Source organism: Paraconexibacter algicola, assembly GCF_003044185.1.
In the GTDB taxonomy this organism is placed as follows: Bacteria; Actinomycetota; Thermoleophilia; order Solirubrobacterales; family Solirubrobacteraceae; genus Paraconexibacter; species Paraconexibacter algicola.
The window spans coordinates 1,194,702-1,213,561 of the sequence record NZ_PYYB01000001.1; the positions used below are offsets into that span (position 1 = coordinate 1,194,702).

At 74.8% G+C, this 18,860-nt stretch carries 22 protein-coding genes; 9 read left to right on the top strand and 13 right to left on the bottom strand.

Features of this window, described 5'->3' with window-relative positions:
• Positions 1-5: 5 nt before the first annotated feature.
• From fliE to C7Y72_RS05735, 8 genes are all read right to left on the bottom strand, one after another.
• Positions 6-338: a flagellar hook-basal body complex protein FliE gene (fliE, locus tag C7Y72_RS05700; protein WP_107567613.1), complete on the bottom strand. Its 333-nt coding sequence runs from the start codon at positions 336-338 to the stop codon at positions 6-8.
• On the bottom strand, positions 338-793 hold the full coding sequence (flgC, locus tag C7Y72_RS05705; RefSeq protein ID WP_107567614.1) for a flagellar basal body rod protein FlgC: 456 nt from the start codon (positions 791-793) through the stop codon (positions 338-340). Before flgC ends, fliE begins: the two co-directional genes overlap by 1 nt.
• A gap of 8 nt (positions 794-801) precedes the next feature.
• Entirely contained in the window at positions 802-1,161 is a 360-nt protein-coding gene (flgB, locus tag C7Y72_RS05710) for a flagellar basal body rod protein FlgB (RefSeq protein ID WP_107567615.1), read from the bottom strand.
• A gap of 252 nt (positions 1,162-1,413) precedes the next feature.
• Positions 1,414-1,713: a hypothetical protein gene (locus C7Y72_RS05715; RefSeq protein WP_107567616.1), complete on the bottom strand. Its 300-nt coding sequence runs from the start codon at positions 1,711-1,713 to the stop codon at positions 1,414-1,416.
• Complete coding sequence (gene fliS, locus C7Y72_RS05720; RefSeq protein WP_107567617.1) at positions 1,710-2,135, bottom strand: flagellar export chaperone FliS; 426 nt, start codon at positions 2,133-2,135, stop codon at positions 1,710-1,712. The genes C7Y72_RS05715 and fliS overlap by 4 nt, the downstream gene beginning before the upstream one ends.
• 51 nt (positions 2,136-2,186) lie before the next feature.
• Entirely contained in the window at positions 2,187-3,536 is a 1,350-nt protein-coding gene (fliD, locus tag C7Y72_RS05725; RefSeq protein WP_146175272.1) for a flagellar filament capping protein FliD, read from the bottom strand.
• Positions 3,533-3,895: a hypothetical protein gene (locus tag C7Y72_RS05730; RefSeq protein WP_107567619.1), complete on the bottom strand. Its 363-nt coding sequence runs from the start codon at positions 3,893-3,895 to the stop codon at positions 3,533-3,535. The genes fliD and C7Y72_RS05730 overlap by 4 nt, the downstream gene beginning before the upstream one ends.
• A gap of 151 nt (positions 3,896-4,046) precedes the next feature.
• Positions 4,047-6,500, bottom strand: a complete 2,454-nt coding sequence (locus C7Y72_RS05735; RefSeq protein ID WP_107567620.1) for a glycosyltransferase family 2 protein — start codon at positions 6,498-6,500, stop codon at positions 4,047-4,049.
• A gap of 186 nt (positions 6,501-6,686) precedes the next feature.
• Here C7Y72_RS05735 and C7Y72_RS05740 point away from each other — a divergent pair, with 186 nt between their 5' ends.
• The 3 genes from C7Y72_RS05740 to C7Y72_RS05750 all read left to right on the top strand — a co-directional run bounded on the left by C7Y72_RS05740 (position 6,687) and on the right by C7Y72_RS05750 (position 9,214).
• Positions 6,687-7,502, top strand: a complete 816-nt coding sequence (locus C7Y72_RS05740) for a sigma-70 family RNA polymerase sigma factor (protein ID WP_158276671.1) — start codon at positions 6,687-6,689, stop codon at positions 7,500-7,502.
• A 123-nt stretch (positions 7,503-7,625) separates the two neighbouring features.
• Entirely contained in the window at positions 7,626-8,657 is a 1,032-nt protein-coding gene (locus C7Y72_RS05745) for a zinc-dependent alcohol dehydrogenase (protein WP_199223863.1), read from the top strand.
• Complete coding sequence (locus C7Y72_RS05750; RefSeq protein ID WP_107567622.1) at positions 8,654-9,214, top strand: TetR/AcrR family transcriptional regulator; 561 nt, start codon at positions 8,654-8,656, stop codon at positions 9,212-9,214. Before C7Y72_RS05745 ends, C7Y72_RS05750 begins: the two co-directional genes overlap by 4 nt.
• Positions 9,215-9,285: 71 nt before the next feature.
• Here C7Y72_RS05750 and C7Y72_RS05755 read toward each other — a convergent pair whose 3' ends face one another.
• From C7Y72_RS05755 to C7Y72_RS05775, 5 genes are read right to left on the bottom strand one after another with little or no spacing between them, the layout of a single operon-like run.
• Positions 9,286-10,206 (bottom strand): VOC family protein, encoded by a 921-nt coding sequence (locus tag C7Y72_RS05755; protein ID WP_107567623.1) that lies wholly within the window; start codon positions 10,204-10,206, stop codon positions 9,286-9,288.
• 12 nt (positions 10,207-10,218) lie between these two features.
• Positions 10,219-10,995 (bottom strand): NAD(P)H-binding protein, encoded by a 777-nt coding sequence (locus tag C7Y72_RS05760; RefSeq protein WP_107567624.1) that lies wholly within the window; start codon positions 10,993-10,995, stop codon positions 10,219-10,221.
• Positions 10,992-12,458 (bottom strand): bifunctional 3-(3-hydroxy-phenyl)propionate/3-hydroxycinnamic acid hydroxylase, encoded by a 1,467-nt coding sequence (locus C7Y72_RS05765; RefSeq protein ID WP_107567625.1) that lies wholly within the window; start codon positions 12,456-12,458, stop codon positions 10,992-10,994. The genes C7Y72_RS05760 and C7Y72_RS05765 overlap by 4 nt, the downstream gene beginning before the upstream one ends.
• Positions 12,458-13,378 carry a fumarylacetoacetate hydrolase family protein gene (locus C7Y72_RS05770; protein WP_107567626.1) on the bottom strand — a complete coding sequence of 307 codons (921 nt, stop codon included), beginning with the start codon at positions 13,376-13,378 and terminating at the stop codon, positions 12,458-12,460. Before C7Y72_RS05770 ends, C7Y72_RS05765 begins: the two co-directional genes overlap by 1 nt.
• 16 nt (positions 13,379-13,394) lie before the next feature.
• On the bottom strand, positions 13,395-14,222 hold the full coding sequence (locus tag C7Y72_RS05775; protein ID WP_107567627.1) for a lysophospholipid acyltransferase family protein: 828 nt from the start codon (positions 14,220-14,222) through the stop codon (positions 13,395-13,397).
• 76 nt (positions 14,223-14,298) lie between these two features.
• Between C7Y72_RS05775 and C7Y72_RS05780 the strand changes: the two genes are divergently transcribed.
• The 6 genes from C7Y72_RS05780 to flgK all read left to right on the top strand — a co-directional run bounded on the left by C7Y72_RS05780 (position 14,299) and on the right by flgK (position 18,860).
• Complete coding sequence (locus tag C7Y72_RS05780) at positions 14,299-15,009, top strand: TetR/AcrR family transcriptional regulator (RefSeq protein WP_107567628.1); 711 nt, start codon at positions 14,299-14,301, stop codon at positions 15,007-15,009.
• Between the two features lie 89 nt (positions 15,010-15,098).
• Positions 15,099-15,794 (top strand): flagellar hook-basal body protein, encoded by a 696-nt coding sequence (locus C7Y72_RS05785; protein WP_146175273.1) that lies wholly within the window; start codon positions 15,099-15,101, stop codon positions 15,792-15,794.
• Positions 15,795-15,955: 161 nt separating this feature from the next.
• Positions 15,956-16,684, top strand: coding sequence for a flagellar hook-basal body protein (locus C7Y72_RS05790; protein WP_158276672.1), 729 nt, complete (start codon positions 15,956-15,958; stop codon positions 16,682-16,684).
• Positions 16,681-16,977, top strand: a complete 297-nt coding sequence (locus C7Y72_RS05795; protein WP_107567631.1) for a rod-binding protein — start codon at positions 16,681-16,683, stop codon at positions 16,975-16,977. Before C7Y72_RS05790 ends, C7Y72_RS05795 begins: the two co-directional genes overlap by 4 nt.
• Complete coding sequence (flgN, locus tag C7Y72_RS05800) at positions 16,974-17,543, top strand: flagellar export chaperone FlgN (RefSeq protein WP_107567632.1); 570 nt, start codon at positions 16,974-16,976, stop codon at positions 17,541-17,543. Before C7Y72_RS05795 ends, flgN begins: the two co-directional genes overlap by 4 nt.
• Before the next feature lie 6 nt (positions 17,544-17,549).
• Positions 17,550-18,860, top strand: coding sequence for a flagellar hook-associated protein FlgK (gene flgK, locus C7Y72_RS05805; RefSeq protein ID WP_107567633.1), 1,311 nt, complete (start codon positions 17,550-17,552; stop codon positions 18,858-18,860).

Genomic DNA, 18,860 nt, shown 5'->3' on the forward strand with positions numbered 1-18,860 from the left:
GAGGGCTACACCTGGGTTCGCATGACGTCGCTGATCGCGTCGACGGCCTTCGTGCGCAGCTGCGCGGCGAGCTGCATCGCCAGCTGCGCCCGCTCGACGGCGACGACGACCTGGGAGGGATCGGTCGCGGTGCCGTCGGCGAGGCTGCGGGAGGCCTTGGCGGCGTCGTTCTGGAGGGATTCGAGCTTCTGGATCTGGTCGCCGAGCATGCCGCCGAAGCCGCCGCCACCGCCGACGCCACCGGCCGCGCCGGTGCCACCGCCGCCGACCGCGTCGGCCTCGGTGATCGAGGGGATCTGCCACTCGGCGGCCGCCCCGGCCAGTGCCTCGATCGGCATCAGCGCAGGAGGTCGAGGGTGCGGGTGAACATGGACTTCGCCGTCTGCATGGCGGTCGCGTTGGCCTCGTAGGCGCGCGAGGAGCTGATGAGCTCGACCATCTCGGTGACGGTGTTGACGTTGGGCAGCTCGACGTAGCCGTCCTGGCCGGCGTCGGGGTGGCCCGGGTCGTAGACGCGCCGGTTGGGCGCGCTGTCCTGCACGATCGCCGCGACCTGCACGCCGCGTGAGGGCGCGGCGCCGGTGCGGCCCATGGCGCCCTCGAGGGCGGAGGCGAAGGTCGCGCGGGCGCCGCCCGCGGCCTCCTGGAGGACGACCTCCTTGCGGCGGTACGGCTGGCCGTCCGCGCCGCGGGTGGTCTGCGCGTTGGCGAGGTTCTCGGACGTGACGTCCATGCGCAGGCGCTCGGCGCTGAGGCCACTGCCCGCGATGTCGATGGCGTCGAACAGGCCCATGGGAGGACTCAGCGGTTCCCGATCGCGGACTGGATGATCCCGGTGCGCGCCTTCGTGACCGCGACGAGCGCCTGGTACATGAGGCCGTTGCGGGCCTGGCCGGCCGCCTCGACGTCCATGTCGACGGAGTTGCCGTCGATGCGGACCGGGGCCGACGCGTCGGTGCGCTGCACGATCGCGGTGCGCCGGACGGCGTCGCGGTCGTCGGCGGCCATCGCGGCGGAGAGCTGGCCCTCGAAGTCGACCTCCTGGCGGCGGTAGCCGGGGGTGTTGACGTTCGCGATGTTCTGCGCGATCGCCGTCTGCCGCTGCGAGGTGCCGTGCATGGCGGCCTCGAGGGCGAGCTGGGTGGTGTCGAAGAGCTGCACGGATGGCGTCCTTGGGTGGTGCACCCCTGCCGCCCGTCCTGGGCTGGTGGTGCGGCGACCGCCGTCCGTGGAGGTCACTCGGGGTGGTCGGCCCGGACGCCCGCGGGTTGAGCGCGACACCTGTCGCAGTGGACGCGCGGCCTCCCCAGAACTGGGGACCCCCGGCGCGTGGCGCGGGCGGCGGCACGGGGCGCCCCGGCCCGGTCGGGGCCACGGGCGCGAGCGCGCGCCCACGAGGGCGGGCCGCGCGGCTCAGGCGGCGGCGCGGGCGTAGCCCGCGGCGGCGCTGCGGCCGCGGTGCAGGCCACCGAGCTGGGCGCGGGCGGCGGCGACGGCGTCGCCGAGCGCGAGCGTCACGAGCTGCTGGGTGCCGGCGGCGCGCTCGAGCGCGGCGCGGTCCTCGGGCCGCAGCCCGGCCGGGGCGAGGTCCATCAGGCGGCCCATGAGCGCCTCGCGGCGCACGTGGAGCGCGTCGAGCTCGTCGGCGCGACCGTCGAGGACGAGCGCGAGCTCCTCCTCGGCGAGCGCGGCGAGGGCGACCGCGGGGCTCACGCGACCATCGGCGGGAGCGACCCGCCGCCACCGGGGGTGGTGCCGCCGGGCTGGCTGCCCGCGGCGAGCTGCGCCCACGCGTCGCGCAGGTCGTCGAGCAGCCGGATGACGGTGCGGAGCTTGTCCGCGTCGCGCTCCAGGCGCGCCTCGATCATCTGCCGCTTGCAGTAGACGTAGATCGCCTGGAGGCGCTCGGCGAGCTCGCCGGCGTCCATGTTCAGCGTCGCGAGCAGCTCGTCGACGATCGCCTCCGCGCGGGTCAGGCGGTCGCCGCCGTGCTTCCACGCGCCCTCGCCGAAGGCGGCCTCGGTCTGGCGCAGGAAGCGCAGCGCCCCGTCGTAGAGCATCACGACGAGCTGCTCGGGGGACGCGGTCAGGACGCTGCTCTCGCGGTACGCGGCGGGTCGGGCGTACGGGTTCATGGGGCGGAGGCCTCCGTGGTGTCGGTCGGGGTGAGACGCATGGCGGTCGGGCTAGGCCTGGCCGAGCGCGCCGAGCAGGTTGGACTGCTGGCTCTGGCTGCGGGACAGGGCGGTCTCCAGCGCGGCGAACTGCTTGCGCAGCAGCTCCTCGCGGCTGGCCAGGCGGGAGTCGAGGCGGCTCATCGCGTCCTTCAGGCGCGTGACCTCGCTGCCCGCCGCGGTGGCCGCGCCCTCGATCGTGCCGCCGACCTGGGTGGCCGGGGTGAGGGCGCCCTCGAAGCGCTGGGCGAAGCCGTCGACCCCGCCGCCGCCCAGGAGGCGCCGCACGGCGGTCGGGTCCGCGGCGAGCGTGGCGGCGAGCTTCGTGGTGTCGAGCTTGAGCTTGCCGGCCACGGCGTCGGCGCTGAACGTCGCGGAGCCGGTGGCGTCCCCCGTGGTGATGCCGAGGTCGGCGAGCGCGTCGGTGGCCTCCGGGTTGCCGGAGACGACCGCGCCGATCTGCCCGCGGAGGTTCGAGAGGATCCCCTGCAGCGCCGGGTCGCCGAACAGCGCGCCCTTGCGCGCGTCGGCGGAGGTGGACGCGTCCGGGACGCGCTTCTCGGTGAGCTTGCCGCGGACCGTGTCGACGGTCGCGTTGTAGGCGTCGATGAACGCCTTGAGCTTCTCGGTGATCGCGGCGGTGTTCGGCGCGGGCGCCCCGGCGGTCACGGTGACCTCGCCGGCGGTGACGGCCTTGAGCGTCAGCTCGACGCCGGGGACGGCGGTGGTGACGACGTTGGAGGACGCGGTGCCGGGGACGCCGTCGACGGTGAACTGGGCGTCCAGGCCGGCCTTCGCCTTGCCGGTGTCCTCGACGAGCCCGGCTCCGGAGGCGGTGATCGTGGCGGCGGCCCCGGTGGTCTTGCCGGAGAGGACGAGCTGCCCGCCGACGTTGACGGCGTACACGCCCGCGTCGGCGGAGGCGTTGATCGCGGCGACGGCGTCGTCGAGCGTCGCGCCGGCGGTGAGGTCGACGGTGGTCGAGCCGATCGTCAGCTGCGAGGTGCCGGCCTGCGGGGTGAACGCGTAGGTGCGCTGGGGTGCGCGCGCGAGCTGCCCGACCTCCAGGCGCACCCCGCCGGGGGCGGCGCCGGCGATCTGGCGGGCGGTGATCTTCGTGGTGTCGGAGCTCTCGACGGTCTGGGTCTCGCCCCAGGTGGCGGCGGAGCGCAGCGCGACCGCCGCGGTCTGCAGGGCGCTGAGCTTGCCCTTGACCTCGTTCCAGCCGTCCTGGCGGGCCTGGGCGGCCGCCTGCCGCAGCTGCAGGCGGACCTTGCCGTTGCCCTCCACGGCCATCATCGAGCTGATGATGGACTCGGTGTCGAGCCCGGACGCCATGCCGCTGAAGCTGATCGGGCTCACGCCGCGTCGCCCCCCTGTCGGCGGCCGGGCGCGCCGGTCCCGAGGGCGGTGACGACCTCCGCGGGCGGGACCGCGCGCAGCACGCGGCCCTCGAGGTCGCAGAGGGCGATGACGAGCCGGCCGTCGAGGTGACCGTCGTCGAAGACGATCTGGTGGCCGTCGTCGTGCAGCTCCTCGAAGAGGCGGTTGGCGGCCTCGACCTCGGCCCAGACGTCGGCGGGGATGTCCCCCGGGACGGCGGGCTCGTCGGCGAACGCCGGCGCGGTCAGCGCGGCCTTGACCGCCTCGCGGTCGGCGCGCCGCGCCCGGGCGGCGGCGAGGTCGTGGACCTGGGCGACGTGTCCTGTGGTGAAGCTCATGCCGATCCCTCCTGGATCTCCGGGCGACCCGTCCGTGGGTCGTGTCCGCGCCTTCCGGTGATCGGTGTCCCCGGGGCGCCCTTGAGCGACCCCCTGGACGTTCGGTCGAGGGGCGGCGGGCAGCTGGATGTGGCGCGCGTACGGCACGCGCTCAGCCGGCGGGCTGGAGGTCGGGGGTGCCGGCGCGCAGGCGGCGCGCCTCGTCGGCGAGCGCCCGCGCGTCGTCGTCCAGGCCGCGGGCGACGGCGACCTCGCTGAGCCCCTCGAACGCGCGCGCGTCGGGGCCGGCGTGCTCCACGACGGCGATCCACTCGTCGGCGGCGGACTCCAGGAAGCCGCGGCGCAGGTACAGCCGGGCGAGCGCCTCGCGGCGTTCGCGCCAGGGCGCGTCGACGGCGTCGAGCACGGGCGCGAGCCGCTCGAAGGCGTCGAACTGCTCCAGGCGCGCGAGCGCGTCGAGCATCGTCAGCACCGGCGGGCCGGCGGCGGCGGGCAGCGTCCCGGCGGCGGGGGTCGCGGCGGGCGCGTCGCGCCAGGCGCGCAGGGCGGCGACCTCGGCGGCGGGCAAGCCGACCGCCGCGGCGGCGTCGAGCTGCGCGTCGGCGACCGCGGTGCCCGCGGCGAGGCGGCAGAACAGGGCGGTGCGGGCCGCGGCGTCGGCGCACGAGGCGTCGGCGGGCACCTCCTCGGCGACGGTGCGGGCCCCGTCGAGGTCCCCGCTGGAGAGCAGCGCCTCGGCGAGGATCGCGCGGGCGGGGTGCGCGCCGGGCTGGGCGTCGAGCACGCGACGCAGCAGGGTCGCGGCAGTGCCCACGGCGCCGTGCTCGAAGCAGGCGATGCCGACGAGGAACGCGGCGGTCGGGGCGAGCGGGCCGCCGAGCGCCTCGATCTCGGAGACGACCGCGTCGCCGGGCCGGCCGGCGCGCAGGAGCACGAGGGCGAGCTGCTCGATCGTGCCGAGGTAGCCGGGGTGGTCGACGAGCGCGGTGCGCAGCAGCTGCTCGGCGGCGGCGAGGTCGCCCTGGTCGCGGCGGACCTCGGCGAGCGCGCACGCGGCCATCGAGGTGCCGCAGCCGACGGTGGCGCTGTAGCGGCTGGGCGCGTCGCCCATCTCCTGGCAGCGGGCGAAGAGCTCGGCGGCGCGGTCGAGGTCGCCGCGCGCGCGGGCACTGAAGCCCTGCTCGTAGACGACGTCGGTGAAGCCGGGCAGGAAGCCGAGGATCTCCGCGGCGACCGCGTCGACCTCCTCGAGGCGGCCGGTGACGCGCAGGGACTTCACGTAGCGCGCGGCGAGCGACGGGACGTACCCGTAGCTGCTGCGGCCCGGGTCGCTGCGCAGCGCGGCCCACGCGTGCGCGAAGCGGTCGTGCGCGCGCTCGTTCTCGCCGGCGGCGGCGTACTCGCTGCCGAGGTTGAAGGCGAGGAACGGGGTGTCGACGCCCTCCGCGGCCTGCTGCTCGAGCAGCTCGATGTTGCGGCGCGACTTGCCCTTCGCGTCGCGCACGGCTCCGAGGTAGCCGAAGTGCTCGACGCGCACGGGGGTCCGCTCGATCCGCTCGGCGAGGTAGCCGGGGAGGTGGTGGGCGATCTGCTCGTGGACGCGGCCCTCGAAGCGGTAGGCCGGACGGTTGCGGAACACGCGCAGCGCGTCGTGGGTGACGGCGGTGCCGTCCTCGAGGTCGCCGGTGTGGTTGACCTCGACGAGGTAGAACGCCTCGCGCCAGGTGCGGCCGGTGAGGGCGCGCAGCGCGGCGACGTCCTCCTCGATCAGCACCTCGTCGGCGTCGAGGTAGAGGAGCCAGTCGCCGGTGGCGGCGTCGAAGCTGACGTTGCGGGCGGCGGCGAAGTCCCCGGTCCACTCGTGGTGCAGGATCCGCGCGCCGTGCTCGCGCGCGATCTCGACGGTGCGGTCGGTGGAGCCGGTGTCGACGACGACGATCTCGTCGACGGCGTCGCGCACGGCGGCCAGGCAGCGGCCGAGCATCGCCTCCTCGTCCTTGACGATCATGCACAGCGAGAGCGTCAGGCCCTCGGCGGGACGGGCGCGCGCGGCGACGCGGCGGGCGCGCTCGTCGAGCGTGCGCAGCGCGGCGGTGACGGCGGGCGGCAGGCCGGGCATGCGGGTGAGCCCGGCGGCCTTGCGGCGGGCGACCTCGCGCAGGTTGCCGGCGGCGTGCGGCAGCTCGGGGTCGAGCCGCAGCGCGGCCTCGAACAGGCGGGTGGCGGGGCGCAGCGCCCCGAGCTCGTAGAGCGCGACGCCCGCCCAGTTGAGCAGCAGCGGCTCGCGCGGGTCGTCCTCGAGCAGCTCGAGCGCCGCGTCGGCGACGGCGGCGAACACGGGCGCGACGACGGCGATCGCCGAGCCGTGGACGCCCAGTCCGGCCTGCAGGAGCGCGGAGCGCGCCTCCCAGCGGCGGTGCGGGTCCTCGACGTGCGCGGCCTCGCCGAACAGGCCCCGGTAGGCGGCGACGTCGCGGCGCGCGAGCAGCGCCTGCGCGCGCGGGACGAGCAGCGCGGCGGGTGTCGCGCGCGCCTGCGGAACGGGCGGCAGCGCGATACCGGTCCGCTCGGACGGATCGGGCGAGGACGTGAGGCGGAGGGCCATGCCCAGGGTGGTCGGACAGCCGACGGCGCCTTTGAGTTCGTGGACGTCCTCCCCAGAAGTGGGGATGGAGACATTCGACACACGGACGACGCAAATACCAAGAAGCGGGGATATCGCTCCTAGCACATGGGGCCGACACTCTCCCTGTCCCCGCCGGTCACGCAGCCACAAAGGACCAACGAACCCATGCAGCAGGTCACCAGCAAGCCCCACCGCCGACTGTCCTCCGAGGACGCGCTGGCGCTGTGGAAGGAGTACCGCCGGACCGAGGATCGCGCGCTGCGCGACCGCCTCGTCCTCACCTTCGCGCCGCTCGTGAAGTACATCGTCTACAAGAAGGTCCGCGAGATGCCGGCCCGCTGCGAGGTGGAGGACTTCATCTCCTGCGGCCTCGAGGCGCTGATCCAGTCGATCGACCGCTACGACCCGGTGAAGGGCGCGACGCTCGAGCAGTACGCGTGGACGCGGATCCACGGTGCGGTGCTCGACGAGCTGCGCCGCCAGGACTGGGCGCCGCGTTCGGTCCGCCGCTGGGAGCGCGACATGGAGAAGGCCGCCGACGAGTTCACGACGCTGCACGGCCGCCGCCCGAAGACCGAGGAGCTCGCCGCCGCGATGGGGGTCACGGCCGCCGAGCTGCGCCGCAAGCGCGACGAGGTCACCCAGTCCGACGTCACCTCGCTGAACACGACGGTGATGAGCGACGACGAGACGACGATCGAGCGCCTGGACACGATCGCGTCCAAGGACGAGCGCCTGGACCCGATCCACATGGCAGCGACCGACGAGGCGAAGACGAAGTTCCGCGCCGCGTTCGCCCGGCTGCCCAGGCGCGAGCGCGAGGTCGCCGTGCTGCTCTACGTGAAGAACATGACGCTGGCCGAGATCGGCGACATCCTCGGGGTCAGCGAGTCGCGCGTCTGCCAGATCCACGGCGCGATGAAGAAGACGCTGCGCGCGGCGCTCGACGCCGACGAGGCGCTGTTCAAGGCCGTCGCCTGACGTACCGCCTCACCCCGCAGGTCCTCCCTCCCTCCCCCGCGAGCGCCCCGTTCCCACCGGGGCGCTCGCGCGTTCTGCGGACCCGGCCGACACGTCCGATACAGAACGGTACAGTATCGCTTCGTGCGTGCCCTGACCTACCTCGGCCCCCGCGACCTGCAGTGGCGCGAGGCCCCCGACCCCGTCCTCGCCGGCGACGGCCAGGCGATCGTCCGCCACCTCGCAGTGGCCACCTGCGACCTCGACGCGCTGATCGTGTCCGGTCGCTCCCCGTTCCCGGCCCCCTTCACGCTCGGCCACGAGGGCGTCGCCGAGGTGCTCGAGATCGGCGACGGCGTCACCACGGTCCGGCCGGGCGACCGCGTGCTCGTGCCGTTCCAGATCTCCTGCGGCACCTGCGGCGCGTGCCGGGCCGGGCGCAGCGGCAACTGCGAGACCGAGGCGCTGGGCACCACCTACGGCTTCGGGTTCGGGGAGGAGCTGACGCGCTTCGGCGGCTTCCTCGCCGACCGCGTCCTCGTGCCGTACGCGGACGCGATGCTCGTCCGGCTCCCCGACGGGCTCGCCCCCGAGGTGGCGGCGGGCGCGTCGGACAACCTCACCGACGCGTACCGGGCGGTCGCCCCGGCGCTGGCGCAGCGCCCGGGCGCCCCGGTGCTCGTGGTCGGCGGCGCGATGTCCGGGTCGATCGGCGTGTACGCCGCCGGGCAGGCGGTCGCGCTGGGCAGCGAGGACGTCCTCTACGTCGACGCCGACCCGGGCCGGCGCGCGCTGGCGCAGGCGTACGGGGCGCGGACGCTCGACCACGTCCCCGACCGCGTCGACCGCCGCTTCCCGGTGACGGTCGACGCGAGCGCCAGCCGCGAGGGCCTCGCGTTGGCGCTCGGGAGCCTCGACCGCGACGGGATCTGCACCAGCACCGCGATCTACTTCGACCCGGCGACGGTGCCGTCGTTCCCGCTGCTCGGCATGTACGTCATGGGCTCGACGTTCGTGACCGGGAGGATCCACGCGCGCCGCGACGCGCCCGCCGTGCTCGACCTGCTGGCCGCCGGGACGTTCGACCCCGGCCCCGCGACCACGCGCGTGGTCCCGTTCGACGAGGCGGCCGACGCCCTGGTCGAGGACTACGTCAAGCTCGTCTTCACGAGATGAGCGCCGCCCGCGACCGCGTCCTGCACACCGCCACGAAGCTCTTCCACCGGGAGGGCATCCGCGCGGTCGGGGTGGACCGGATCGCCGCCGAGGCGGGCGTCTCGAAGATGACGCTGTACCGGCACTTCGCGACGAAGGACGACCTCGTCGCCGCCGTCCTCGTCGCGCGCGACGAGCCCGCGCTCGCACTGCTCGCCGCCGCGGCCGACCACGCCGAGGGCGGCGCGCGCGGCGCCCTGCTCGCCCCCTTCGCGCTCCTCGACCCGTGGTTCGCCTCGCGCGGGTTCCGCGGCTGCCCGTTCATGAACGCGCGGCTCGAGCTCGCCGACGCCGACCACCCGGCGAGCGTCGTCGCCGCCCGCCACAAGGCGGCCACGCGCGACCACTTCCACGCCCGCGCGGTCGCCGCGGGCGCCGCCGACCCCGACGCGCTCGCCGACCAGCTCGCGATCCTCTTCGACGGCGCGATCGTGCAGGCGCAGCTGCGCGACCCCGCGTCGGTCGCCGCCGCCGCGCGCGCCGCCGCCACCGCGCTGGTCGACGCGGCGCTGGGCTAGCGCCGCGGGTCAGCGCAGCCGCGTCGGCCGTGCCGCGAGCTGGGTGCTCGACGGCCGGACGAGCGTGGTGCTCACGCCTCGGCACCCGCCGGGGTCCGGCCGGGCGAGGACGCCCACGACGGGCGGCCCGGCGTCGGGCGCGCGATCGGGAAGCCGGTGAGGAGGAACCGCGGCGGCGGCGGACCGCCCCACTGGTTGATCGTGCCGGGATGCATCGACCAGGTCTTCGGCTCGTAGCCCTCACGCATCTGCGCGAGCTCGGAGCAGCACTCGACCATCGCCCCGTCCTCGTCATGGAGGTAGAGGAAGTGGTTGTTGCCGGGCCCGTGACGCGACGGCCCCCAGATGCACTTGCGCCCGCGGTGCGCGCGGAGCCTGTCCGCGACCCGACCCAGGGCGTTGAGATCCGGGAACGCGTAGGCGTAGTGCGAGAGCTCCGCCTTCGGGGCCCGCGTCAGCGCGATGCCGTGGTGGTCGTCGTCACAGTGCCACCAGGACGCCAGCACCCCCATCCGGTCGGCGTTGCGGAAGCCCATCGCCTCCAGGAAGCGATCCTCCGCACGGTGGTTCCAGACCTTCGTCGAGACGTGCTCGAAGTGCGTCGGCCGCCCGTCCCGCAGCGGCACGTCGACGGTCTCCATCCCGCAGAACAGCTTGTAGACGTGCCCGCCCGGCGAGAGGACCTTCAGCGCCCGGTCGATGCCCGGCTCGCCGTCGTAGACCCCGCCGAGGAGCGTCGCGCCCGCGGCGGGCAGTGCGCTCTTGGCCCGCTCCAGCGCCGCGGCGTCCTCGACCTGCATCGCGAGGTGGTCGTAGCCACGGTTGCTGCCGTCCTGCACGAGGATCAGCTCGTGATGACGGTCGTTGCACGTGAGGTACGCCACGCCCGCGGTACGCTCGACCTCGGTCAGGCCGACGACCTGCTCCTGGAAGTCGACGGCGCGGTCGAGGTCGGCGACGTTGAGGGCGATGTGCCCGATGCGGGTGACCATGGGATCTCCTGTTCAGCTGGTCTCGGTGAGGAGCGCCTCGACGGGGCGAGGCGCGCGGCCGGTGAGCCGCTCGACGTGATCGGTCGGCGTGCCGTCGGCACCCGACGCGAAGTAGGCGGCCATGCGGACCACGTGCTCGATCTCGAAGGGCGATGCCCCCCGACGGGCGAGCCCGCGCGCGGCCAGGCGGGCGGGGATCGGGAGATAGCGCGCTCCCACCGCCGCGGCGATCTCGGCGAGCGTGACGCCGCGTGGACCGGTGAGCTGCCACGCCCCGGTCGCCGGCGTCGGGTCCAGCAGCACGCTCGCGGCGACGGCCGCCACGTCGCGCAGGTCGATCATCGCGATCGGCGCGCGGCCGAGCGGGGCGACGAGCACCGGCCCGACGCGCGGGAGCCCGAGCACGCCCTGCTGGAACATCGACGGTCGCAGGAAGGAGAAGCCCATCCCGGACGCCCCGAGCAGCTGCTCGGTCCGCCAGTGGGCGGTCGCGGTGGCGGACGCGCCGTTGGGACCCAGCGATGCGGCGCCACCGGAGACCTTCACCACGTGCCCGATCCCCGCGTCGGCCGCGGCCCGGACCGCGGCCGCTTCGAGCAGGTCCTGCTCGGGACCGTGCGGGGTGACGAGGAACAGCCGGGTGGCGCCGTCGAGCGCCCGCCGGACCGAGGGCTCGTCGCGCAGGTCGACCTCGGGCCGTCGCAGCGCCCGTGCCTGCGCGCCGCGCGCTTCGAGCAGCCGCATGACCTCGCCGCCGATCCGGCCGGTCGCTCCGAGGACGGCGATCACGTCGCCGACACCCCGCGAAGGGCGGCGACCGCCTGCCCGACATCCGCCACGCGGCCCGCCGCGAACACGAACCGGTCGGGACGCAGGAGCGCGAAGGTCAGCGCCCGGTCGTGCAGCCACGCGCCGTCGGCGCCCGGGTCGGCGACGGCGACGCCGGCCGCCTCGAAGAGCGAGGCCGCGACCGCGTCGGTCGTCACGGCGACCCAGCCGCGCGGCAGACGGTCGTCGAGTCGCCCGGTCTGGGGGAAGAGCGTCCCGACGGCGCGCCGCGGCGGCAGACGGTGCGGCGGGTGGGAGAACGCGCCGGCGCCGTAGGTCGGCAGCGGCTTGACGTTCGCGGCGAGGAACCGCTGGACGCGAGTCCCGTCGATCGCGTGCAGCCACGCGTCCCGCGCGCGGACGACCCACGGCGAGGTCGCCTGGACGATCCCGCCCATGAGGTTCGCCGTGCGCTGCATCGCCTCCACGTGTGGTCGGCGTTCGGTCTCGTAGCTGTCCAGCAGCGCCTCGGGCGCCCCGCCCAGGACGGCGGCGAGCTTCCACGAGAGGTTCGCCGCGTCGCGCGCGCCGGAGGAGAACCCCTGGCCCGCGAACGGTGGCATCACGTGCGCGGCATCCCCGGCCAGCAGCACGCGCCCGCGTCGCCAGGTCGCGGCCGTGCGCGTGTGGAACGTGTAGACGACCGCGCGCTCGACCTCGACCGTCTCGCCGTCGAGCCACTCGTCCAGCGCGGCGCGGACCGCGGCCGGCTCGAGGAACGGCGCCGGGTCCTCGCCAGGGTGGAGCATCCACTCCCAGCGGTGGCGTCCCGGAGACATCGGGAGCGTGACGGTGGGCCGGGCGGCCCGCCCGACGAAGTGCGGATGCGGGACGCGGGCGAGCGGCCGGTCGACCAGCGCGTCGACGACGATCCAGCGCTGCGGGGCCGTTCGGCCCACGAACGGGACCTGCAGGCGCGCACGGACCGCGCTGCCACCGCCGTCGCATCCGATCAGATAGCGGGCCGAGAGCCTCTCGCCGCGCCCGCCGCTGGTCGGCCTGACGTGCACGTCGACGCGGTCCGCCCGACGGTCGATCGTCTCCAGATCGACGCCACGACGGACCTCCACCGTCGGCCGGTCGGCGAGCGCGCGGAGGAGGGTGCGCTCCATCGCCGGCTGGTTGATCGACACGAGCGGCGGATGGCCCAGCCGACCGACCGACGCGGCGAGGACCTCGACCGCGCGGCCGTCCTCGGTGACGACGCTCGCGCCCGCCTGCACCTGGGCGTCGGCGAGCACCGCGCCGTCCAGGCCGACGGCCTGGAGGATCCGGAGGACCTCGTCGTCCACGACCGCCGCCCGCGGGAGCGGGTACACGTCGTCCGCCCGGTCGATCGCCAGGACGCGGACGCCCTGGTCGCCGAGCAGCAGCGCAAGCAGCTGCCCGACGGGACCCAGGCCGCAGACGAGGACGTCGACCATCAGACCGGGACTGCCGTCTCGGTGATCGTGTTCGTCAGGGTGCCGATCTGGTCGATCTCGAGCTCGATCGTCTGTCCGACGCGGATCCAGCGGTCGAGCTCCAGGCCGCAGCAGCCGGGCAGCGTGCCCATCGACAGCACGTCGCCGGCGTCGAGCCGCTCGCCCGCGGAGCAGTAGGCCAGCATCGCGCCGAGCGTGTGCTGGGGGTTCGCCGCGCTGCCCTCGCACCAGACCTCGCCGTCCACGCGGACGCGGCCGGTGGCCGCCGTCCAGTCGGGCAGCGCGTCGGCGGTGAGGACGTCCGAGCCGATCGAGTTGCAGAACGTCTTCGCCTTGACGACCGGACCGAAGACGTTACGGCGCGCGTCGTCGGCCTGCACCTCCCGGGCGGACCAGTCGTTCAGCACGACCCAGCCGCCGACGGCCTCGAGCGCCTCCTCCGGGCTGGCATCCACGAGCGGCTTCGCGAGCACGCACGCGAGCTCGAGCTCGAAGTCGAGCCACCGGGTGTGCTTCGGCCACCACATCTCCTCGCCGTCGGCGAGCGTCGCCGCGTGGTTGCCGACGTAGAAGGTCGGGGCTTCCTTGAACCGGGCGTTGGGCCTGAGCTTCGGGAACGTCTTTCCGGTGACGCGCTCGAACGTCGCGATCACCTTCGGGACGGGCGCCGGGAAGAACTTCGTCGCGAGCACGCGGCTGGAGGCGATGACGTGGTCCTCGTAGAGCATGAACGCGCGCATGGAGCGCGGCCGGAACGGCAGGCCGGCGGTCGACGGGTCCGCGGCGGTGGCGGTCAGGGCGGCCTCGCGCACAGCGGGCGTGAGCGCCAGGAACGAGAGCAGGTCACCGTCGTGGTCGACGCGGACCCAGCCGGCCGCGGTCTCGGCGATGACGCCGTCGGGTGTGGAGCGGAGCTTCATGGCGGAGCCTTTCGAGCTAGGAGGAGATGGCGTGGCGGACACGAGGAAGCAGGGCGCGCTGGTCGTCGGTCTCGCGCCGGGCGCGGAGCGCCGCGATGCCGGCCTCGATCTCGGCCCGGACCAGGTCGCGGCACTCGGCGCGTGCGTCGGGATCGCTCGCCCGACCGGACCACGGGGTCGTCGGGATCGGGGCGCCGAAGCGGAAGTAGAGGCGGTCGGTCCCGGGCAGACCGGCAAAGCCGGAGCCCTTGACCACGAGGGTGCCCAGGTCGGGGCGCCCCACTCGCCGTGCGACCGCGCGCGCGGGGGCGGCGAGCCGGCTGTCCATGTCGAGGAGCACGTCGAAGCGATCCTCGGCGCCGACCGCGGCGAAGGGGACGATCGGGGCTCCGGCCTCGATCGCCATCCGCGCGAAGCCGGTGCGCTCGCCCCAGAGCAGCTCGTATCGCTGGCCCCGCCGCTTGTAGACCTCGCGGGCGCCGCCCGGGAAGACGAGGACGGCCTCGCCCGCGGCGAGGAGCGCGGCGCAGTTCTCGCGCGTGCCGGGAACGGCCCCCATGCGGATCAGGAGGTCACGCCAGCCCGGCACCGCGAAGTGGAAGCTGTCCCCCATCCCTCGGACGCGGACGCCGCGTCGGCGCTCGAGCTCACGGACGAGGGTGGGGAGATCCTGCATGCCGAGGAGCTGGTGGTTGCCGACGAGCATGAACGGCCCGCTCGTCGGGACGTGCTCGAGGCCCTGGAGCTCGGGACGGGTGGCGCGGTGTGCGACGTCGATCGCGACCTTCAGGACGTCCGCGACGCGGCTCGCGGGGATCGGGAGCGGGCTGGCGATGTCCGGCATGGATGACAAGCTATCTCAAGTCTGATGATCTTGTCAATCTTGTGAGGCGCAATCACCATGCCGCTACGATCTCCGCATGGCCAACGACGCGTCCCCCCCAGCGCCGTCCGATCGCCGGGCGCGCCGCAAGGCCGAGACCCGGGCGCGCCTGCTCGACGGCGCTCGCGTCGTCTTCGCACGACAGGGCGTGGACGCCACGCGGATCAACGAGATCACCGAGGAGGCCGACATCGGCTTCGGCTCCTTCTACAACCACTTCGAGAGCAAGGACGCGATCGTGGCCGCCCTCGTCGAGGAGCAGGCCGTCGGTCTCGCCGCAGCGATCGACGCCGCGACGGAGGGGGTCGACGACGTCGCGGAGATCGTCAGCGTCGCGCACCGCGCACTGATCCAGCACGCGCTCCGGGACACCGACCTGGGCTGGCTGCTCGTCCGGCTGGAGGCGTCGCACGACGTCGTCTCGCTCGCTCTCGGGCCCTACGCCGCGCGCGACCTCGAACGCGGGATCGCGGCGGGCCGGTTCGCCGTCGACGACGCGGCGATCGCCCTGGTCGCCTCCGGTGGCGCGCTGCTGGCCACCGTCCGCGCCGCGCTCCAGGGCCGGTTCGTCGGGGACGTCGGCGTCGCGCACGCGGCAGCGGTGCTGCGGATCTTCGGCGTCCCCGCGAGCGAAGCCGCCGAGGTCGCCTCCCGCCCGATGCCGACGGTGGACGCGCCCGCCCCGTCGGCCGGCGGGCCCGGGCGCCCCGTCCCCGGCTCGCCCAGGTCCGCGACACCACGCGGGTGACGCGGCCGCCGCACCCCCGCCGGACGGACCTCGACCGTCCGTCCGCCCCGGTCAACCCGCCGGGCGCCCGGCCGACCATCCGGCCCGAGATGGAACGCGGCCTCTACATCGCGGCGTCCGGGATGCTCGCCGAGCAGGTCCGTCAGGACCAGCTCGCCAACGACCTGGCCAACGCCTCCACCCCCGGCTACAAGTCCGACCGCGTGAGCCAGCACAGCTTCGCGCGGGAGCTCGACCTCGTGAACCGCCGCTCCGGTGCCGCCGTCGGCACGCTCGGGGCGGGGGCGATCATCGCCGAGAAGCGCACCGACCTCACGCCGCAGACGCTGAAGGAGACCGGCGAGCCGCTGGACCTCGCCGTCGCGGGCGAGGGCTACTTCCAGGTGCAGACCGCGCAGGGCGTGCGCTACACGCGCGACGGCAGCTTCACCGCCGACGCGCAGGGCCGCCTCGTCGACCAGGCCGGGGACCCGGTGCTCGGCGCCGACGGCCGGCCCGTCCGGCTGAACGCGGACGGCACCGTCGACCCGGCGCGGGTCGGTGTCGTGGCGCTCACGAACGTCGCGAAGGCCGGGGACGGCCGCTACACCGGCACGCCGGACCGCGGCGCGGAGACCGGCACGGTGCGCACCGGGGCGATCGAGACCTCGGGCGTCGACGCGTCCCGCACGATGATCGAGATGATCGGGTCGCTGCGCGCTTTCGAGGCGGGTCAGCGGGCGATCACCACGATCGACGAGACGCTGCGCCTGGCCTCCGGCCAGGTCGGCAACCTGCCCGGCTGAGCCGCGCGCCGCCGCCGGGTCCCCGGATCCGGCGGACGGACCTGGACGCACGTCCGACCGCGCTCAAGCTGCGCCCCGCCTGACCGACCACCGGACGGAACCGGCGCGAGCCCTCACTCGCGAACCCTCACTCCGCACTGGAGATCCGGATGTTGGAAGGCATGTACACCGCGGCCGCCGGCATGGCGGCACAGCAGCGCAGGCTCGACAGCCTGGGCAACGATCTGGCGAACGTCTCGACGACGGGCTACAAGCACGTCCGCGTCGCGTTCCGCGACCTCGTCTACACGCAGGCCGCCCGCGGCGGCGCCGACGGGGTCGAGCTCGGCAGCGGCGCGGCCGTCCGGACGCTCGGCCGCACGACGCAGCAGGGCGCGATCAAGCAGACCGGCGAGCCGCTGGACGTCGCGATCACCGGTGAGGGCTTCCTCGCCGTGCGGATGCCCGACGGCCGCCAGGCGCTCACCCGCGACGGCCAGCTGCGGCTCGACGCCACCGGCCGGCTCGTCACCGCGACCGGCGGGCTGCTGATGGACCCGTCGATCACGCTGCCCGCGGGCACGCAGCCCGACCGGATCGCGATCGGCGCCGACGGCACGATCACCGCGGACGGTCGCGCGGCGGGCCGGCTGCGGCTCGTCACCGTCACCGCCCCCGGGGCGCTCGACGGCGGTGCGGACAACGTCTTCTTCGCCACGCGCGGCAGCGGCGCGCCGACCGCCGCGCCCGCCACGACGTCGGTGCAGCAGGGGGCGCTCGAGTCCTCGACGGTCGACATCGGCAGCGCGATGACCGACATGATCAGCACGCAGCGCGCCTTCGAGCTCGCCAGCAAGGCGATCCAGATGCAGGACCAGATGCTCGAGGTCGCCAACGGGGTCAAGCGATGAGCACCTCCGTCGGCCCCGTCGACCAGGCGCTCCTCCCGGCGGAGATCCGCTCGGGGACCGCGCAGCAGCGCGAGGCGTACACCGCCGCGCTGGGCTTCGAGCGCCAGCTGGTCGAGCAGCTCACCAAGCAGCTGTCGGCGAGCACCGAGGCCGCGGGCGAGGAGGAGGAGTCGACCTCCGCCGCCACCCAGACCTACAAGGACATGCTGCCCGGAGCGCTGGCCGACGCCGTCATCGGCGCCGGCGGGCTCGGGCTCGCCGCCCAGATCAGCCGGGACGTCGCCGCCGCATGAGCACGCTCGTCCCCACCAACGCCTTCGGGGCCGAGGTCCTCGCCCACCTCGACGCGCAGCTCGCGTCGGGCCGGCGGCTGCTCGCCCACGTGCTCGGCCAGAGCCGCGCAATCCGCGAGAAGGACGTCGCGACCGTGCTCGTGCAGCTCGAGGAGATCCAGGCGGAGATGGAGCGCCGCGCGGGCCTGGAGCAGGAGCGCGCCCGCCTGCTCACCCGCGCCGGCCAGGCGCTCGGCGTCCCCGCGTACGTCGTCACGCTCGACGCGATGGGCCAGCTGCTCGGCGACGCGATGGCGGCCGCCGCCCGCGAGCGCAGCGGCGAGCTGCGCGGCCTGCTGGAGGAGATCGCCCGCGAGCACCGCGCCAACCGCGCGCTGATGAAGCAGGAGCTCGCGTTCCTGGACCACCTCATGCGCCAGCTCGGCGCGGGCGGCGACGAGACGGGCGGCTACGGCGTCGACGCGATGCCCGCCTCCGCCTCCCGGCAGCCCTACCTCCCGGTCGGCCGCGCCGCCGCCGACGCCCCCACGAGCTCCGCACTCCGTGCGCTGGATCTGCAGGCGTAGCGTCCGATGCCCGTCTCCGGATTCAGCGGTCTGAACGTCGCCCTGCGCGGCCTGCTCGCCCAGCAGCGCGGACTCGACGTCACCGGCCACAACATCGCCAACGCCGAGCGCGCCGGGTACACCCGCCAGGAGGCGGTGATGAGCGCGGCCGCCTCGCTGCAGCTGTCCGCGGGCGCGGTCGCCGGTGGCGCGGGCGCGCAGCTCGGCCAGGGCGTCGAGGTCGAGCAGTACCGCCGCATCCGCGACCAGTTCCTGGACCTGCAGGCCCGCGCGCAGACGATGAGCGCCGGCCAGCACCAGACCACCGCCAAGGCGCTCGGCAACGCGGAGGCGCTGCTGGCCGAGCCCGGGGACGGCGGCCTGGGCAAGCTCATGTCGAACTTCTGGGACGCGTGGTCGACGCTGGCCGCCAACCCCGAGTCGGCGTCGGCGAAGTCCTCGCTGATCGGCCACGCGCAGAACCTCGCCGACGGGTTCCGGCGCCTGGACGCCCAGCTCGGCCAGCTGCAGACCGTCGCCGGCCAGGAGTACACGGACCTCACGAGCGCCACGGGCGTCGTGCGCCAGACCGCCGACGAGCTCGCGCGGCTCGACGCCGCGATCGTCCAGCAGACCTCGGCCGGGCGGACCCCGAACGACCTGCTCGACCGTCGCGACGAGCTGCTGGACCAGCTCAGCCAGTACGGGCAGGTCAGCGTCACCGACCTCGGTGGCGGCTCGGTCAGCGTCCAGTTCGGTGACGCCGCCGCCCCGCTGACCAACGGCTCGGCCGTCACCTGGCCGCAGACGCTCACCGCGCCCGGCGGCAAGCTCGGCGCGCTGCTGACGCTCCAGTCCGCGACCGGCCCGATCGGGGCGCGCCGCACCGACCTCGACACGGTCGCCGCGCAGCTCTCGACCGCGGTCAACGCGCTGCACGGCACCCCCCCGTTCTTCTCCGGGAGCACCGCCGCGACCCTGGCGGTCAACGCGACGTCCGCGACGCTCGACGCCGGCAGCACCGCGGCGGCCGGCGCCAACGACATCGCGCTCGCCGTCGCCGCGCTGCGCGGCGGGACGGCGGACGGCACGTACGCGTCGCTGGTGCGCAGCCTCGGCGACGACGCCGCGGCCGCCGACCGGCTCGCCGCGACCGCGGTGACGCTGAAGGCGGTCGCCCTGGAGCGCCGGACCGAGGTCAGCGGCGTCAGCCTCGACGAGGAGATGACGAACATGGTGCGCTTCCAGCGCGCCTACCAGGCGTCCGCGCGCGTCATGTCGACGATGGACGAGGCGCTCGACACGCTCATCAACCGCACCGGTCGCGTGGGGCTCTGA

Coding starts and splice junctions, on each gene's coding strand:
- C7Y72_RS05775 (WP_107567627.1), bottom strand. CDS start 14,222: ATGCCGGACATCGCCAGCCCGCTCCCGATCCCCGCGAGCCGCGTCGCG.
- C7Y72_RS05730 (WP_107567619.1), bottom strand. CDS start 3,895: ATGAGCTTCACCACAGGACACGTCGCCCAGGTCCACGACCTCGCCGCC.
- flgC (WP_107567614.1), bottom strand. CDS start 793: ATGGGCCTGTTCGACGCCATCGACATCGCGGGCAGTGGCCTCAGCGCC.
- fliS (WP_107567617.1), bottom strand. CDS start 2,135: ATGAACCCGTACGCCCGACCCGCCGCGTACCGCGAGAGCAGCGTCCTG.
- C7Y72_RS05735 (WP_107567620.1), bottom strand. CDS start 6,500: ATGGCCCTCCGCCTCACGTCCTCGCCCGATCCGTCCGAGCGGACCGGT.
- flgK (WP_107567633.1), top strand. CDS start 17,550: ATGCCCGTCTCCGGATTCAGCGGTCTGAACGTCGCCCTGCGCGGCCTG.
- flgN (WP_107567632.1), top strand. CDS start 16,974: ATGAGCACGCTCGTCCCCACCAACGCCTTCGGGGCCGAGGTCCTCGCC.
- C7Y72_RS05750 (WP_107567622.1), top strand. CDS start 8,654: ATGAGCGCCGCCCGCGACCGCGTCCTGCACACCGCCACGAAGCTCTTC.
- C7Y72_RS05770 (WP_107567626.1), bottom strand. CDS start 13,378: ATGAAGCTCCGCTCCACACCCGACGGCGTCATCGCCGAGACCGCGGCC.
- C7Y72_RS05755 (WP_107567623.1), bottom strand. CDS start 10,206: ATGGTCACCCGCATCGGGCACATCGCCCTCAACGTCGCCGACCTCGAC.
- C7Y72_RS05795 (WP_107567631.1), top strand. CDS start 16,681: ATGAGCACCTCCGTCGGCCCCGTCGACCAGGCGCTCCTCCCGGCGGAG.
- C7Y72_RS05785 (WP_146175273.1), top strand. CDS start 15,099: ATGGAACGCGGCCTCTACATCGCGGCGTCCGGGATGCTCGCCGAGCAG.
- fliE (WP_107567613.1), bottom strand. CDS start 338: ATGCCGATCGAGGCACTGGCCGGGGCGGCCGCCGAGTGGCAGATCCCC.
- C7Y72_RS05780 (WP_107567628.1), top strand. CDS start 14,299: ATGGCCAACGACGCGTCCCCCCCAGCGCCGTCCGATCGCCGGGCGCGC.
- C7Y72_RS05790 (WP_158276672.1), top strand. CDS start 15,956: ATGTACACCGCGGCCGCCGGCATGGCGGCACAGCAGCGCAGGCTCGAC.
- C7Y72_RS05765 (WP_107567625.1), bottom strand. CDS start 12,458: ATGGTCGACGTCCTCGTCTGCGGCCTGGGTCCCGTCGGGCAGCTGCTT.
- C7Y72_RS05740 (WP_158276671.1), top strand. CDS start 6,687: ATGCAGCAGGTCACCAGCAAGCCCCACCGCCGACTGTCCTCCGAGGAC.